At 70.3% G+C, this 13,473-nt stretch carries 13 protein-coding genes and 2 pseudogenes; 4 read left to right on the top strand and 11 right to left on the bottom strand.

The features are described from left to right. Positions 1-66: 66 nt before the first annotated feature. Positions 67-639, bottom strand: coding sequence for a hypothetical protein (locus StrepF001_RS27795; protein ID WP_129800954.1), 573 nt, complete (start codon positions 637-639; stop codon positions 67-69). 216 nt (positions 640-855) lie between these two features. On the opposite strand from StrepF001_RS27795, the gene StrepF001_RS27790 reads away from it, so the two are divergent. Beyond that, entirely contained in the window at positions 856-1,473 is a 618-nt protein-coding gene (locus StrepF001_RS27790; protein ID WP_129800953.1) for a GNAT family N-acetyltransferase, read from the top strand. A 76-nt stretch (positions 1,474-1,549) separates the two neighbouring features. Here the strand turns inward: StrepF001_RS27790 and StrepF001_RS27785 are convergent, their stop codons facing one another. Beyond that, positions 1,550-2,443, bottom strand: coding sequence for a hypothetical protein (locus tag StrepF001_RS27785; protein WP_129800952.1), 894 nt, complete (start codon positions 2,441-2,443; stop codon positions 1,550-1,552). A gap of 153 nt (positions 2,444-2,596) precedes the next feature. Here StrepF001_RS27785 and StrepF001_RS27780 point away from each other — a divergent pair. Both StrepF001_RS27780 and StrepF001_RS27775 read left to right on the top strand, forming a co-directional pair. Then, positions 2,597-3,651 (top strand): annotated as a pseudogene (locus StrepF001_RS27780) (MerR family transcriptional regulator). Between the two features lie 248 nt (positions 3,652-3,899). Further along, on the top strand, positions 3,900-4,469 hold the full coding sequence (locus StrepF001_RS27775; protein ID WP_129800951.1) for a hypothetical protein: 570 nt from the start codon (positions 3,900-3,902) through the stop codon (positions 4,467-4,469). Between the two features lie 9 nt (positions 4,470-4,478). On the opposite strand, the gene StrepF001_RS27770 is transcribed toward StrepF001_RS27775, so the two are convergent. From StrepF001_RS27770 to StrepF001_RS27755, 3 genes are all read right to left on the bottom strand, one after another. Continuing rightward, positions 4,479-4,970, bottom strand: a complete 492-nt coding sequence (locus StrepF001_RS27770) for a hypothetical protein (protein ID WP_206306956.1) — start codon at positions 4,968-4,970, stop codon at positions 4,479-4,481. Positions 4,971-5,628: 658 nt separating this feature from the next. Then, complete coding sequence (locus StrepF001_RS27765) at positions 5,629-6,132, bottom strand: hypothetical protein (RefSeq protein ID WP_129800950.1); 504 nt, start codon at positions 6,130-6,132, stop codon at positions 5,629-5,631. A gap of 1,754 nt (positions 6,133-7,886) precedes the next feature. After that, entirely contained in the window at positions 7,887-8,423 is a 537-nt protein-coding gene (locus StrepF001_RS27755; RefSeq protein ID WP_240797705.1) for a hypothetical protein, read from the bottom strand. Between the two features lie 444 nt (positions 8,424-8,867). Between StrepF001_RS27755 and StrepF001_RS50140 the strand changes: the two genes are divergently transcribed. Further along, positions 8,868-10,076, top strand: a complete 1,209-nt coding sequence (locus tag StrepF001_RS50140; RefSeq protein WP_129800949.1) for a S1 RNA-binding domain-containing protein — start codon at positions 8,868-8,870, stop codon at positions 10,074-10,076. Here StrepF001_RS50140 and StrepF001_RS27745 read toward each other — a convergent pair. The 6 genes and pseudogenes from StrepF001_RS27745 to StrepF001_RS27720 form a co-directional block, all read right to left on the bottom strand. Beyond that, entirely contained in the window at positions 10,073-10,261 is a 189-nt protein-coding gene (locus tag StrepF001_RS27745; RefSeq protein ID WP_129800948.1) for a hypothetical protein, read from the bottom strand. The genes StrepF001_RS50140 and StrepF001_RS27745 overlap by 4 nt on opposite strands. An 11-nt stretch (positions 10,262-10,272) precedes the next feature. Then, positions 10,273-10,860, bottom strand: a complete 588-nt coding sequence (locus StrepF001_RS27740; RefSeq protein WP_129800947.1) for a winged helix-turn-helix domain-containing protein — start codon at positions 10,858-10,860, stop codon at positions 10,273-10,275. 68 nt (positions 10,861-10,928) lie between these two features. Further along, positions 10,929-11,552 (bottom strand): hypothetical protein, encoded by a 624-nt coding sequence (locus StrepF001_RS27735; RefSeq protein WP_165396387.1) that lies wholly within the window; start codon positions 11,550-11,552, stop codon positions 10,929-10,931. Then, positions 11,512-12,337, bottom strand: a pseudogene (locus StrepF001_RS27730) (FkbM family methyltransferase). Before StrepF001_RS27730 ends, StrepF001_RS27735 begins: the two are co-directional and overlap by 41 nt. Continuing rightward, complete coding sequence (locus tag StrepF001_RS27725) at positions 12,334-12,561, bottom strand: Trm112 family protein (protein ID WP_129800945.1); 228 nt, start codon at positions 12,559-12,561, stop codon at positions 12,334-12,336. Before StrepF001_RS27725 ends, StrepF001_RS27730 begins: the two are co-directional and overlap by 4 nt. After that, positions 12,558-13,466 (bottom strand): hypothetical protein, encoded by a 909-nt coding sequence (locus StrepF001_RS27720; protein ID WP_129800970.1) that lies wholly within the window; start codon positions 13,464-13,466, stop codon positions 12,558-12,560. The genes StrepF001_RS27725 and StrepF001_RS27720 overlap by 4 nt, the downstream gene beginning before the upstream one ends. Positions 13,467-13,473 lie beyond the last annotated feature (7 nt).

Genomic DNA, 13,473 nt, shown 5'->3' with positions numbered 1-13,473 from the left:
GTATGCGTCCGTTCCGGAGATCGACATGCCGGCGATCCTGCCGCACCGTCCGTCCGCCCGTAGGGCTCAGGTGCTCCTTCGCTCCGCGACGAAGAACACGGCCACATAGCCGAGCCGCACCGTGATCACCACACCCAGACCCGCCCACACGAGCGGCCACGGCTCCCCTTGGCCGCCCACCAACGACGTCGGTACGGCGCCGATCCGCCCCCGGGGGTCGTAGGTGACGTCCACACGGCTTCCCGGGCTTGCCCACCGAACTCCCATGATGAACTTGTCCGGTCGTCCGGCCGCGCAGTTCAGACGGTGCACGTAGTCGGTCCGGGTGCTGGTGTGCGTCACGTTTCCCACGCTGTCGTAGTGAGTGGTGGTGTGCCGCTGCTCGTCGACCTCGACGACCGTGCACATGGTGTGCCTGCCGCGGGTCTGCAGCACCTCGTCCTCCACGGAGCCGCTCACCGCTGCCGCCACCCCGCACAGCAGCAGGCTGCTCAGTCCCATCACGAGGAACTGGGCGATGAACCACCTCTCACTGCGCACATAGAGCAGGAAGGAAAAGAACCCACCGAAGAAGCCGGCCAGGAGCAACGCCCAGCCCAACGCGACGCTCGGCCAGCCGGGGCCGTGAGCGTTCAGCACGGCCCCGGCATACGTGACTCCCACCACGGACACCGGGATCGCCACGGCAACGAACGCTTGCGCATAGCCCTCCCGCAGTCGCGCTCACGCTCACAGGGGACATGCCCCGTGATTCCGTTCGTCACTCCATGCCCCAACTCCCGCCATCAGGCAGCTCGGTTGGTCCCGCAAGCGGACCGGACCCCACCCCGTCGCTGAAGATCACCGGGGTGCAGAATGACCCGTATGTCGATGACGAACACCCCGAAGACGGCAACGATCGACGACGCTCCACTGATCAGTCGCACCTTGGCCCGCGCCTTCGACGACGATCCGATGATGCGCTGGTTCTTCCCCGGCGACGCCTCGCGCGAGGCAGGACTGGGCCGCTACTTCACCACCATCTTCACCCGGCAGTACGTCCACCACAGCGTGTGCGAGCGCACCGAGGCGGCGGCCGCCTTCTGGGTACCGCTGGAGGCGCAGGCCAAGGCCGTTCCCGACGCGGAGACCATCCAGGAGCTCCAGAACATCCTCGGTGACCGAGCTCCCCTGTTCAGGGACACTGTCGAGACGGCCGCCAAGCACACACCCCAGGAACCGCACTGGTACCTGGCGGTGATCGGCGCCGACCCGGCCGCCCAGGGCCAGGGACACGGGGCCGCTCTGCTGCGCTCGGGGCTGGCCAAGGCCGACGCGGCGGGTCTGCCCGCTTATCTGGAGTCCTCCAAGCCGTCCAACCTGCCCTTCTACGAGCACTTCGGCTTCACCGTGCGCGAGGAGCTGCGGCTGCCGGAGAACGGGCCGGTGCTGTGGGCGATGTGGCGCGAACCGCGCCGCCCTGCCGGTGCCTAGAAGGCGCTGATCACAGCCAGTCGTTGATGACCGCGGCCGGCACCGTCCCTTCGTAGCGGACGGCGAGGTGAAGTCTTCAGGACTGAGCCGGAGCCTTGTCCGCGTTCCCCGCCGCCACCATCGCCTCGGCCACCCGTGCCACCGACCCCGTGTGCAGCGACAGGAAGAGGTTCGGCTCGACCAGCTCCAGTTCCATCACCCGCGGTTCCCCGTCCTCCCCGTCCACGAGATCGACGCGCGCATACAGCAGCTCGGTCGGCTTCGGTGCGGCCGCCAGGGCTCGCTCGGCGACGGCGAGTTCGGCGGCGGTCGGCTCCCAGAACTCGAGGCCGGGGTGGGCGACCTTGCGCTCGTCGTACGGCGTTCCCGGCGCGAGCACGGCTCCCTTGCGGCTGGCGTGCAGTAGCTGCCCGCCGAAGAACTGCAGCGCCCGTTCGCCGGTGGCGTCGATGCTCTTCACGTACGGCTGCACCATCGCGGTGAAGCCTTCGGCGTGCATGCGCGCGAGCTGTCGTACGGCGGTCTCCCGCTGATCGGGCGTGTAGCGGGCGGCGAAGCGGGCGCCCGCGCCGGAGGTGGGCTTGACGACGTACTCGTGGTCGTCGGGGAGGTCGGCCGGCGCGCCGGGGGCGATGTAGCGGGTCGGGACGGTCGGCACTCCGGCCGCCGCCAGCTCCCCGAGGTACCGCTTGTCGGTGTTCCACCGCACCACGTCCGCCGGATTGGCGAGCCGCGTGGCCTTGCCGCACGCCTCCGCCCACGCCACGAACTCGGCCGCCCGCCAGCTGTAGTCCCAGGTCGACCGGATCACTGCGAGGTCGAAGCCCGCCCAGTCGACGTCCGGGGCGTCCCACTCGACGGCGACCGCCTCGGCCCCGGCGTCCGTCAACGCCGCCACCAGCACCGGCAGATCCCGATCGATGCTGACCTCGGGGCCGGGGCGGCAGGTGACGAGAGCTATGCGGGGCACGGCGGACTCCATCCTCGTACGAACGGCTGATCGCCCCGCAGGCTAACAACCCCCCGCAACCGCGACAGCCCGCTTGACCTTCACCTTCGGTGAAGCCACAGCATCGGTGGCGGAACGGACGAGCGAGAGGAGCACATGAACCGGCCGGAACCCATGCTGACGATCGGGGCGTTCGCGAAGGCGTCCCGGCTGTCGCCGAAGGCCCTGCGCCTGTACGACGAGCTGGAGTTGCTGCGACCTGCGCGGGTCGACCCGGACACCGGGTACCGCTACTACGCCCGCGCGCAGCTCCCGCAGGCGCGGCTGGTGGCGTGGCTGCGGCGGCTGGGGATGCCGCTGGCGGAGATCCGTGAGCTGTGCGCCCTCGAACCGTCCGCCGCCGCCCGCGAGATCCGTGCCTACTGGGCGCGGGTGGAGGCGGAGACGGCGGTACGGCGGGACCTCGCCGCGTTCCTCGTCGACCAGCTGACCGCCGTACCGAGGAAGGACACCACCATGCTGGAACTGCACTACTTCGCCCACTCCGATCAGGGGCTGGTCCGGCCCGCCAACCAGGACACCGCCTACGCGGGCACCCGCCTGCTCGCCGTGGCCGACGGCTACGGGCCGCGGGGCGGGTCGGCGAGCACCGCGGTCGTGGAGGCGCTGAAGGTGCTGGAGGAGACGGAGGAGGTGCCGGCCGCGGACGTCCTGAACCTCCTGGAGGACGCGGTGCGCGACGCAACCCTGGCGGTGCACGACGCCTCCGCGACGGACGAGGCGGGCACGACCCTCACAGCGATGCTCTGGACCGGCTCCCAGCTCGCCCTCGTACACATCGGCGATTCCCGGGCCTACCTCCTGCGCGACGGCGGCCTGTTCCGCATCACGCACGACCACACCGTGGTCCAGTCGATGATCGACGAGGGCCGGCTGACGCCGGAGGAGGCCGCGTCCCACCCCGATCGTGCCCTGCTCCTCAAGTCCCTCTCGGGCACGGCCCCCGCGAGCCCCGACCTCCACCTCCACGACGCCCATCCCGGCGACCGCTTCCTCCTGTGCTCCGACGGTCTGTCCGCAGTCGTCCCCGACGCCCGCATACGCCAGGTGCTCACCACCCCGTCCTCCCCGACGAGGCGGTCCGCGCCCTGGTCGACGCAGCGAACGCCGTCGGCGGCCCGGACAACGTCAGCTGTGTGGTGGCGGACGTGGTGGCGAAGGCGGCCTGAACGGACAAGCCGTTCGCACGCGCCTCCACGGGGGGGGCATGTCCCCTGTGGAGTGCGAGTGCGAGTGCGGGGGGCGGGGAGAGGGCTATGCGCAAGCCGGGGCAGGGGCTCCTGGACCGCGTTGTCGACGCGGTCGTCGAGACGGGTTCGGCCTTGCTCGACCGTCTCACGAACCACGAACGCCGCTGGGTGTGGTGGGCCGTTGACGCGTTCGTCGCCGTGGCGGTCCCGGCTGGCCGAGCGTCGCGTTGGGCTGGGCGTTGCTCCTGGCCGGCTTCTTCGGCGGGTTCTTTTCCTTCCTGCTCTATGTGCGCAGTGAGAGGTGGTTCATCGCCCAGTTCCTCGTGATGGGACTGAGCAGCCTGCTGCTGTGCGGGGTGGCCGGAGCGGTGAGCGGCTCCGTGGAGGACGAGGTGCTGCAGACCCGCGGCAGGCACACCATGTGCACGGTCGTCGAGGTCGACGAGCAGCGGCACACCACCACTCACTACGACAGCGTGGGAAACGTGACGCACACCAGCACCCGGACCGACTACGTGCACCGTCTGAACTGCGCGGCCGGACGACCGGACAAGTTCATCATGGGAGTTCGGTGGGCAAGCCCGGGAAGCCGTGTGGACGTCACCTACGACCCTCGGGGGCGGATCGGCGCCGTGCCGACGGAGTTGGTGGGCGGCCAAGGGGAGCCGTGGCCGCTCGTGTGGGTGGGCCTGGGTGTGGTGATCACGGTGCGGCTCGGCTGTGTGGCCGTTGCGGCGGTGCCGTCGCAGACCGCTGGCCGGGAGCATCGGCCCGGCCGGCCACGCCCTGGAAGGTGACCGCCGTGGTCACACACCTGCTCGCAGCCGGTGGCAGCGTGGTCGGACAAGCACGCGTGAGCCGACGTCGTCGCTTGTGGTGGCCGGATGAAGTCTGTGGCTGAAGTCGACGGGAAAGTCCAGGGCGAAGAAGTTCTTCCCTTCCCCCGTGCGGGCGCGCAGACGGATGCGGTGCTCCGCCACCGGCACGGTTTCGGGGATCTGAAAGTTCCACGTCTGCTTCCACGGCCCGGCGGGCGGCGTGGGGTTGCCCGACAGTCTCGCGCCCATGCCTGCCAGCAGATCGGGCAGCTGGTAGGTCCGGTCCAGCATCTTCACCAGACCGAACTTCATGATCACATTGCAGGTGACGCGGGTCAGGTCGACCGTCTCCTTGAGGTGGCTGTCCATCTCGCAGCAGACCTTGTGGCCAAGCCGCGGCAGTGTGGGAATCAATGTGATGTCGAAGATGTCCAGGACGTAGGTGTCATCGCTCGCGTCCTCCACCCAGCGAATACTCATAGCGCTCACCCCAGTGTGATGGGTAGGGAAGGTATCTACGCCGTCGCGCGTCTTGCCCGGCGGCCGGGCGCGTCGCGCAAGGCCCCAGCTGGCGTGGCCGCCCGATACGCGGGGCCGGTGACGTCCAGGTCCGCCGGAGCGATCGCCGACGGCCCCAAAGCCGCGGGCGTCGGGGCAGCGCGCCCGTGCGTCGCTGTCACCGCTGCCGATCAGCAGGCGAGAACGGCCCCGACGACTGTGCCCGCGAACGCCTCCCGGCCCTCCCACTCCCCAGCCCTCGCTTGCGGACCTCGGTTGTCTTCCCGGGTGGTTTATTGCTCCGGGCCGGTGTCTTTTGCCGCCAGCCTGGGGAAAGGCGGTGGCGCTCGGTGTGTGGCTTGTGTCGTCGTCACCCGTCCGGGGGTCTCTGGACTCCGGGCTGGGGTCGGCGGCCGTGGGCACCGGGACGGACGCCAACGGGAAGCGCTGTGGCGGGAATCAGCTGGTGGTCCGGCGGGTGAATCGGAACGGCGGCCGCCCCGGCAGTCGTGCTGTGGCGGCCCTGCGGCGCGGGGGGCGTGCACGGGGGTGCGGGCTGTTGGACAATGATTGGGCCTGGACTGGAGCCCCGGCCCGATTCCGGCGGGCCGGGGCTCCATATCATGTGGCTGGCTCAGGATCAGTACCTGTCGTGGTGGTCGTCGATCACCCGGAAGCTGCCCACGACTCCGTCCTTGACGTGGATGCCCTCGGTGCGGCGGGGGTCGACGCCGTCGCTCTGGCTGTGGGGGCCGACCACGGCGACGGGAGCGCCGTTGTCGCACACCGCCCCGCTGAAGACCTCGATCCTCTTGCGGGTGTCGTTGCGGATGTTCAGGGTCTTGGCACCCAGGCCGCTGACCACGGTGATGCAGTCACCCTCGTGCGCGTTGTACGACCGCTCGTTGATCTGGATCTCGCCCTTGTCGTAGTTCTTGTCGCCCCTGCCGTGATCCTTGTCGTCCTTGTCGTCGTCCTTGTCGTCCTTGTCGTCCTTACCGGAGTCACCACCGAGGGGCGCCTGGACGGGAGCCACCTGCTGCAGGGCCGGCTCGGAGGCCGACGCATAGGTGATACCAGTCGCGGCCAGGGCCGCGGCGGCCACGGCGGCCGCGGTGACAGCGGTGGAGCGGGTGATCTTCATGCAACGTTCTCCTGTCTGACAGAGGCCGGCTCGACAACCGGCACGTGGATGAACCTACTAACCACCCATATATCTGTCATATCGGGCACATCCCCAGGGCTGTGACGCAGGGCCGAACGAGGTAGCGGAGCGCCGCACATCGCCTTTTGTGGCAGCCAGAGAGGGCGTCAAATAGTCATATAAGATGGTGCGTTGACGGGCGGATAGTCCTTTAAGGTGACACCTGACGCCCGTTCACCTCTTCGGCCGCAAGGTGCCTGCAACCGCCGCAGCGAGGAGCCGAGCTGTCTGAGGGGGTCGGCGCAAGCGCCCGCAGCGGACGCGGAATTGACGAAGACGCCCGCACGGCGCCGGACGGTGCGCCGCCCGCGCCCCTGGCGGCTACACCCTTCCGTACACGCGCCCTACACCATCCAGACCCCTTGGTCACGGCGCCACGCCGCCCAACCCGCCAAAACATCCAAAAGCCGTACGTTCCCCAGGAGACAGACCGACGGAGCGCCCCCGACGCACCCGCTGGGCTTGACGGCGGGCGCGGTGGTGATTGCGCTGACAGCCACCGCCTGTGGCGGCTCCCTCAACTCCTCCAACAACGCTGGCTCGACACGTCGGCGATCCCGACCGACGCCGCCGACCAGTCCGGCTCCGGCTCCGGCTCGTCTTCCTCGGGGGCGGTACAGACGCCAACGACGTGTCAAAGGCCGGGCCACTCAGGCGAGTTCCGCGCGACCGGCTACCGCACCGGGATGGTCTGGGGAGGGGTGTCCACCGGCGCCATCGCCGGGGTCTCGGGCACCCAGCTGCGCCGTCTGAAACGGCAGCAGGCTGTGGGACTTCCTGCTCGCCTGGGCGCTGACCTCACTGGTCGCCGGCACCGTGGCGGCGAGTGTGTTCGCGGTGGCGCGCTGACCCGTGCGCAGGCGCGTCGTACGACTTCGGTCGCCGGGAGCCGTTGTACCGCTTGCAGTGCTCACACCGCCCCACCTTCTTTCGCATGGCGATCGGTCGCCACGACGGCGTCGCGTGAGCGGGGCAGGAATGGGTGTCATACCGGCTGCTCTCGAGGGCTCTGGAGACTGATCCCCCTGCCCGCCCCACTTGCTCCGGACTGCTGAGCGGGCTCTGCGGAGCATCGCCGGTAGGGCGAGGACACGCGCAAGGAGTCGCGCCGCACGTCGGTCGACGACGGGAGTGCCGACAGCAGGCGGCGCGGCCGACACGGCGGCCGGCCGGAGGACCCGGCGGTGAACGCCCACGGGCTGGACAGTCAAGCGCCGATTCCGGCGAGGGCGTCCGTGGCGAGCAGAGCGGGTCAGGCGCAGCAGACGACCACCCGCAGGACGGCGCCGATCCCGGCCAGTTCGGTCACGCGCGGGTCGCCGGCGGAGTAGCGCAGTCTGCGGCCGTCGCGGCGGGCGGTGACGTAGCCGCAGTCGACAAGACAGGAAGGTGTACGACACGCGTGGCTGGGAGATTCCAGCGTGCGTCACGCACTCGGCGGAGGCGCGTTCCCCAGCCAGGATGAACTCCAGCAGCCTCAGGCTGGGGCCGGAGGTGATGGTGCGCCAGGGGGCGCCAAGGGGGTGTTGTGTGGGGGGGAGTCACCGGTCGGGCCGGTGGGTGAGGGAGGAGGGTGGCCGCGGGCAGGCGGTGTTCGGGGCCGGCTTGGGCGGGCGTGCGCGGGGTGTGGGCTGTCGGACGATGGAGGCCCGGCCCGATTCCGGCGGGCCGGGGCTCCCCATGGTGCAGCCGATTCAGAACCAGTCCCCGTGGTGCTGCTCGATGACCCGGAAGCTGCCCACGACTCCGTCCTCGATGTAGATGCCCTCGGTGGGCGGCACGTTGATGCCGCTACTTTGGCTGTGGGGGCCAACGAGGGCGACGGGAGCGCCGTTGTCGCATACCGCGCCGCTGAAGAACTCGACGGTCTTTCTGGTGTCGTTGCGGATGTTGAACGTCGTGGCGCCCAGGCCGCTGATCACGGTGATGCAGCCACCCGGGTAGGCCGAGTAGGTCCGCTCGTTGATCTGGATCCGGCCCCCCTCATGGAACTCTCTGCCCTCGCCGCCCCTGCCGCTGTCGCCGCCGAAGGGGGCCTGGACGGGAGAGGACGCCGGCACCTGCTGGTAGGTGGCCGGGTCGGACTGGTAGGTGGCCGGCACCTGCTGGTAGGTGGCCGGGTCCGGCTGGATTGACTCGGAGGCGGCCGAGGCGTAGGTGATGCCCGTCGTGGCCAGGCCTACGGCGGCCGCGACGGCTGCGGTGACGGCGGTGGAGCGGGTGAACAACATGCAACTCTCCTGTTTCGCAGAGGGCCGGCGGCAGCCGGTGCGTGATTGAACGTACTAACCATCCCTTTGACTGTCATATCGGGTCATATCGAAGGCCGTTTGCCGGAGGGCCGAACGAGGTATCCAGGGCACCCGCACGCCGCCTTCCCCGATAGCTGGGTAGGCATCAAACGGTCTGATTAAGTGTTGTATTGACGGATGGCTTAGCCCTTTGAGGTGATCATCTGACGCCTGGTCACCTCCTCGGCGGCAGACCCGTCAGCTGCCGGCGCGATGGGATGGGTCGCCTTGAGGGGATGAGACCGCTGAGGCCGGCCTGCCTGCCGGCGGATTTCGTGCTGGCGGGAAGGTGTTTAACGGGTGTCTCAGGCTGGTGGGGGCGGCGGGGTGCGTCTTGGCGGATGAGCCGTACGGGTGGACGGACGGTGCGGCAGGATCGCCGGCATGTCGATCTCCGGAACGGACGCATACGACTCCACCGACCTCCTCCCCCCGCTCGTCGAGCGCGCCCTCACCGCCGCCCGCGCCCACGGCTTCCCCCACTCCTGCCGCCCCGAACAGGGCCGCCTGCTGCACGCGTTGGCGGGCGGTGCCCGCCACCTGATCGGCGAGACGGGCACGGGCTGCGGCGTCGGGCTGGCCTGGCTCGCCTCGGGGGCGGGTGAGAGCGTACGGCTGGTGAGCGTGGAGCGCGATCCGGAGCGGGCCGGGATCGCGGCGGAGGTGTTCGCGGACCGGCCCGAGGTGGAGGTGGTCACGGGTGACTGGCGGCGCATCGAGGAGTACGGGCCCTACGACCTGCTGGTCCTCGACGGCGGCGGCACGGCCAAGTCCGCGGACGACACCCCGGCCGCCCCGGCCCGGCTCCTCACTCCGGGCGGCACGATCGTGATCGACGACTTCACCCCGGCCGCCGACTGGCCGCCGCTGCACGAGGGGGCCGTGGACCTGCCCCGCCGGTACTGGCTGGAGCACCCCGCACTGACGACGGTCGAGATCGCGCTCGCCGAGGATCTGGCCACGCTCGTGGGGACCCGGCGCCGGCTCGCCGGGGCCGAGACCACGTGGCGAGGGCTGGAGCGTGGGCAGATCGTACGGGGAGTCGTCACCCGCATCGCGCCCTTCGGCGTGTTCGTGGACCTCGACGGCGTCGAGGGCTTCGTCACCGTCCCCGAACTTTCCCGGCACCGGTTCGACTCGCTCGACGAGGTCGTCCACGTGGGCCAGGAGGTCACCGCCGAGATCCTCGCCTTCGAACTGCCCCGGCAGCAGGTCCGGCTGTCCCTGGCCGCCCTGGCTCCGGACCCTCTGACGGAGTTCGCACGGAACGGGCTCGACTCGGCGGCCCGCATCCACCTCTTCGAGGCGACCTCGCTGACCTGCGGGCCGCAGGAACTCACGCCGAGCGAGGAGGGCTTCAAGCTGATGTGGATGTCAGCGGCGGATGCGCTCGACGCCGTGTCGCAGGGCCGATTCCTTCTCCCGGCCGGGCCGCTTGCGATGCTCTTGGCGGAAACGAGCCGAAGGAATTACGCCGTTGGCGAGGGACATCCGCTGGGGCGGACGCCCCCTCGCAGCCGCAGCCTGACCAAGCCCTACGAAGGCTCTAAGGAAGAATGGTTCGCCGGCTGGTGGCGTGGCGGTTGGGGCTAGGGAACAGCGGCCGCCGTCTTGGGGGCGGAAGCCAGCCGCAGGCCGACCTCCACGAGGGTCCAGCCGAGACGGGTACGCAGGCCCCGGGGACGCCGGGCCATGGTGGCGAGGCGGTAGGCGTCGGCTTCGGCACGGAGTTCGGCGGCGCGGGTGTGGTGCAGAGCGAGGTGGGTCTCGGGGTGCATCGGGCGGCCTCTCAGTCCGTGCGAGCAGGGAGGACGTGCGTGTGGATGCGCACCCGCTCGGTGTCCGGGGTCCCGTCGGCAGGGGCCAGTGCGCGGTAGCTCTCCAGGAGGTCGTGCATCTTGTGGATGAGTTCGAGGGCGAGCTCGGGCGTGAGGTTCAGCGTCCAGTCACTCATGTCCGAGGAGCGGTTCCACGCCTCGGACCAGTCGCCGCGGGTGCCGAGCCACGTCGCCAGCTCCCGGGTGTGATGGTTCGCGACCTCGTGCATGAACAGGTCGGCGGCCCCGCGCACTTCTGGGTCGCGGTCGTTGAGCAACGTGTCGTCGAAGCGCAGGCCCATGTGCACTGTCTGCCACCACCGCTCCCGCCCTTTGCCGAGCTCCGGCGCGTCCTCGACGAAGCCGTGTGCGGCGAGCTGACGCAGGTGGTAGCTGGTGGCACCGCTGGACTCGCCCAGTTTCGCGGCCAGTTGTGACGCGGTGGCCGGTCCGCCGTGCCGCAGCGCGTTCAGCAGCTGCATCCGCAGCGGATGCGCGATTCCGCGCAGCGAGCGGGCGTCGAGGCTGTGGACCTGCGGGTCCTGTGGCTGCTCGTTCATGGGTACAAAGATAGCCTTGCAAAGGATATGTTGCAACAGTTTCTTTGCAACGGTTTCTTTGTGGGGAGCTAGTCGCCGACGGCCGTCCGCTGCAACAGCCCCCACGTGAACTCGGCGACCACCTGCCGTCGTACGCCCCGCGCGTCCGGCGCCACAAAAGCCAGCCCCCACCGCGTCGGTGCCGTCCCCTCCAGAGGCCGGGCGGGCGCGAAGGCGCGGGCTGCTTCGTCGACCGTGCAGGACCAGGGGGTGAGGTCGTCGATCGTGTGCAGGGCGGGGGCTTCCGCGTCCGGTGCGCGGACCAGCCACTCGTTCCACACCACCCCGTTCGGCGCCACGAGGACCTCGAAGCGCAGGTCCGGCCAGAGGGGAACCGGCCATTGCCAGGCCTCGCAGTCGAGGTCGCCGATGCGGCGGAGGGTTGTCGACTCGGGTGGGCCGAGGACCGAGCGGTAGCGGGATGCCGCGCTGCGGGACCGGGGCGAGCGGAGCATGGCCTGCCAGCGTTTGTTCGCCTCCCGCATCTGTGTGAGCGAGGCGCCGAGTTCGCGGCGGGCGTCCTCCACCAGGCCGGGGTTGTGGTCGGCCATGCGGCGCAGCAGGACGAGCTGGAAGTCGAGGGGCGTGAAGGGGCCGGCGGCGGGGTTTCCGCTAGCGGGGGGCTTTTCTGAGCGTGGCGGCATGGGAGCCATCGTCGCCCACGTGGGGCCCGGCAGGGCGCCGGCCGTCCGGGAGGAAGAGGACGGAGTTGACGTAGCGGGGCGGGTGCGCAGGGGAGGACTCGGCGGAGCAGGCCGTGGGAGGCGACGTGGGAGGTGCTCGCCTGGTGGGACTCCAGGGGGAAGTCGGAGAGGGGGATCCAGTTTCTGCCGGGGAGTACCCAGCCGTTGTAGTCGAGGAGCGACATGTACGTCAGGACCGGGGTGATGGGCTGGATGCGGGTCTCCAGTTCCACCAGCAGGGTCGGGCGGTCGCGGGCCAGCAGGGCCGTCGCGCCGCGCAGGACCGACAGTTCGCTGCCGTCCACGTCGACCTTGATGAAATCGACGTCCCTCAGGCCCAGGTCGTCGAGGGCGACGCAGCGGACGTCCACGGCGTGGGCGTGGATGTCCCGGCGGACGAGGGATGAGACGCCTCGGTCGCCGGTGTCGTCCGGGGGGAGCCAGAGGCGGGCCGTGCCGGGGCGGTCCGTGGCGGCCGCCTGGATCACGTGGACGTTCGCCGGGGTCGTCGAGGAGAGGAGGCGTGCCAGGTGCGGGACCGGTTCGACGGTCACCACCCGGCGGGAGCGGGCGCTCAGCCGGCGGGTCCACGGGCCGTACCAGCCGCCGACGTCGACCGCGGTGCCGCAGCCGGGCGGGCAGAAGTCGGCGATCCTGGCCAGCTCCGGTTCAAAGCGGGGGTACACCGCGCGGGCGGTCGCGGCGACCAGGCGGGCCGGGAGGAAGGGGGCGAGGCGAGCCGCGAGGGTGGTCATGGGGCCATCCGTTTGAGGAGTTCCTCGTGTTCGTCCTCCGTGACCTGCTCCCCGGAGGACGGCAGCAGCTGCGGAATGCCGTCGACGATCGGGTAACGGCGGTGCAGGCGTGGGTTGTACAACGCCTGCGCGGACGCGACCGACTCGTCCGGCAGCAGCAGATGCAGCGGACCCTTGTCGAGCGGGCACGCGAGGATCTTCAGCAGCGGGTCGTCGGGGTTCATGGCGGCGTCAACTCCTTGGTGACCATGGAGGGCTGGGGTGGCCGGGTGTCGTGTTTCGGCATGCTCAGCAGCACCGTGACCGCCAGTGCCGTGCCCGCCAGCCGCAGTGCCAGCCGCAGTGGGTCGTCCGGCAGTGCCTCGCCGAACGACAGCGTGCCGAGCACCGCCGTGTACAGGCAGGTCACCGTCGTGCACACCGGCACGATCAGCGAGGCCCGGCAGCGTTGCAGCGCGGCCTGCGACATGACCAGGCCGAACGCACCGGTGAAGAGCAGGAGGTACGGGTACGGGGAGCGCAGTACGGACAGGAGTGCACCGGCCGGGTCACTCGTTGTCCAGTAGCCGGAGACCCCCTTGATCGCGAGGGAGCTGACCCCGTAGAGCAGGCCCACCGCCACCCCGTACTCGACGCCGGTCGTCGGCAGCCGGTGGCGGCGCAGGGCCCGGCGTTCGGCCGCGCGGTACAGCCACACGCCGGACGCCAGCGACGGCACGCACAGCAGCAGGACCAGGGCGTAGGGGGCTTGCCGGCTGACCGTGTCCGTGGCCTCGTCCAGCGACAGTACGACCATCAGGAGCGCGGCGAGGATCGCGGCCAGTGCGTACCGTTCACGTCCGCTGGTCTCCTCGCCCAGCAGCCGGGCGGAGAGCAGGACGAGCAGGACCAGGCCGGAGACGAAGATGCCCTGGGCGGCGGCGATCGGCAGGGTGCGGTAGACGATGAGCTGGGCGGCGAATCCGGCCGCGAGGGCGAGCGAGCCGCCGATCCACAGGGGGCTGCCGAGTACCAGGCGCAGCAGGCGGCCGGGGCGGCGGACCGTGACCTCGGGCAGGGCGGCCAGCGCCCGCTTCTCCAGTACGAACCCGCTGCTGTACAGAACGTTCGCCATCAGGGCCGCGGCCACTCCCCAC

The sequence above is a fragment of the Streptomyces sp. F001 genome, assembly GCF_004187715.1.
Lineage (GTDB): Bacteria > Actinomycetota > Actinomycetes > Streptomycetales > Streptomycetaceae > Streptomyces > Streptomyces flavusporus.
This window is presented reverse-complemented; position numbering and strand designations above follow the sequence as displayed.

What these genes read in the sequence shown, in the direction of transcription:
- StrepF001_RS27735 (WP_165396387.1), bottom strand. Translation starts at nt 11,552, where the DNA reads ATGGCTCCCATGCCGCCACGCTCAGAAAAGCCCCCCGCTAGCGGAAAC.
- StrepF001_RS50140 (WP_129800949.1), top strand. Translation starts at nt 8,868, where the DNA reads ATGTCGATCTCCGGAACGGACGCATACGACTCCACCGACCTCCTCCCC.
- StrepF001_RS27725 (WP_129800945.1), bottom strand. Translation starts at nt 12,561, where the DNA reads ATGAACCCCGACGACCCGCTGCTGAAGATCCTCGCGTGCCCGCTCGAC.
- StrepF001_RS27770 (WP_206306956.1), bottom strand. Translation starts at nt 4,970, where the DNA reads ATGAGTATTCGCTGGGTGGAGGACGCGAGCGATGACACCTACGTCCTG.
- StrepF001_RS27755 (WP_240797705.1), bottom strand. Translation starts at nt 8,423, where the DNA reads ATGTTGTTCACCCGCTCCACCGCCGTCACCGCAGCCGTCGCGGCCGCC.
- StrepF001_RS27765 (WP_129800950.1), bottom strand. Translation starts at nt 6,132, where the DNA reads ATGAAGATCACCCGCTCCACCGCTGTCACCGCGGCCGCCGTGGCCGCC.
- StrepF001_RS27790 (WP_129800953.1), top strand. Translation starts at nt 856, where the DNA reads ATGACCCGTATGTCGATGACGAACACCCCGAAGACGGCAACGATCGAC.
- StrepF001_RS27740 (WP_129800947.1), bottom strand. Translation starts at nt 10,860, where the DNA reads ATGAACGAGCAGCCACAGGACCCGCAGGTCCACAGCCTCGACGCCCGC.
- StrepF001_RS27745 (WP_129800948.1), bottom strand. Translation starts at nt 10,261, where the DNA reads ATGCACCCCGAGACCCACCTCGCTCTGCACCACACCCGCGCCGCCGAA.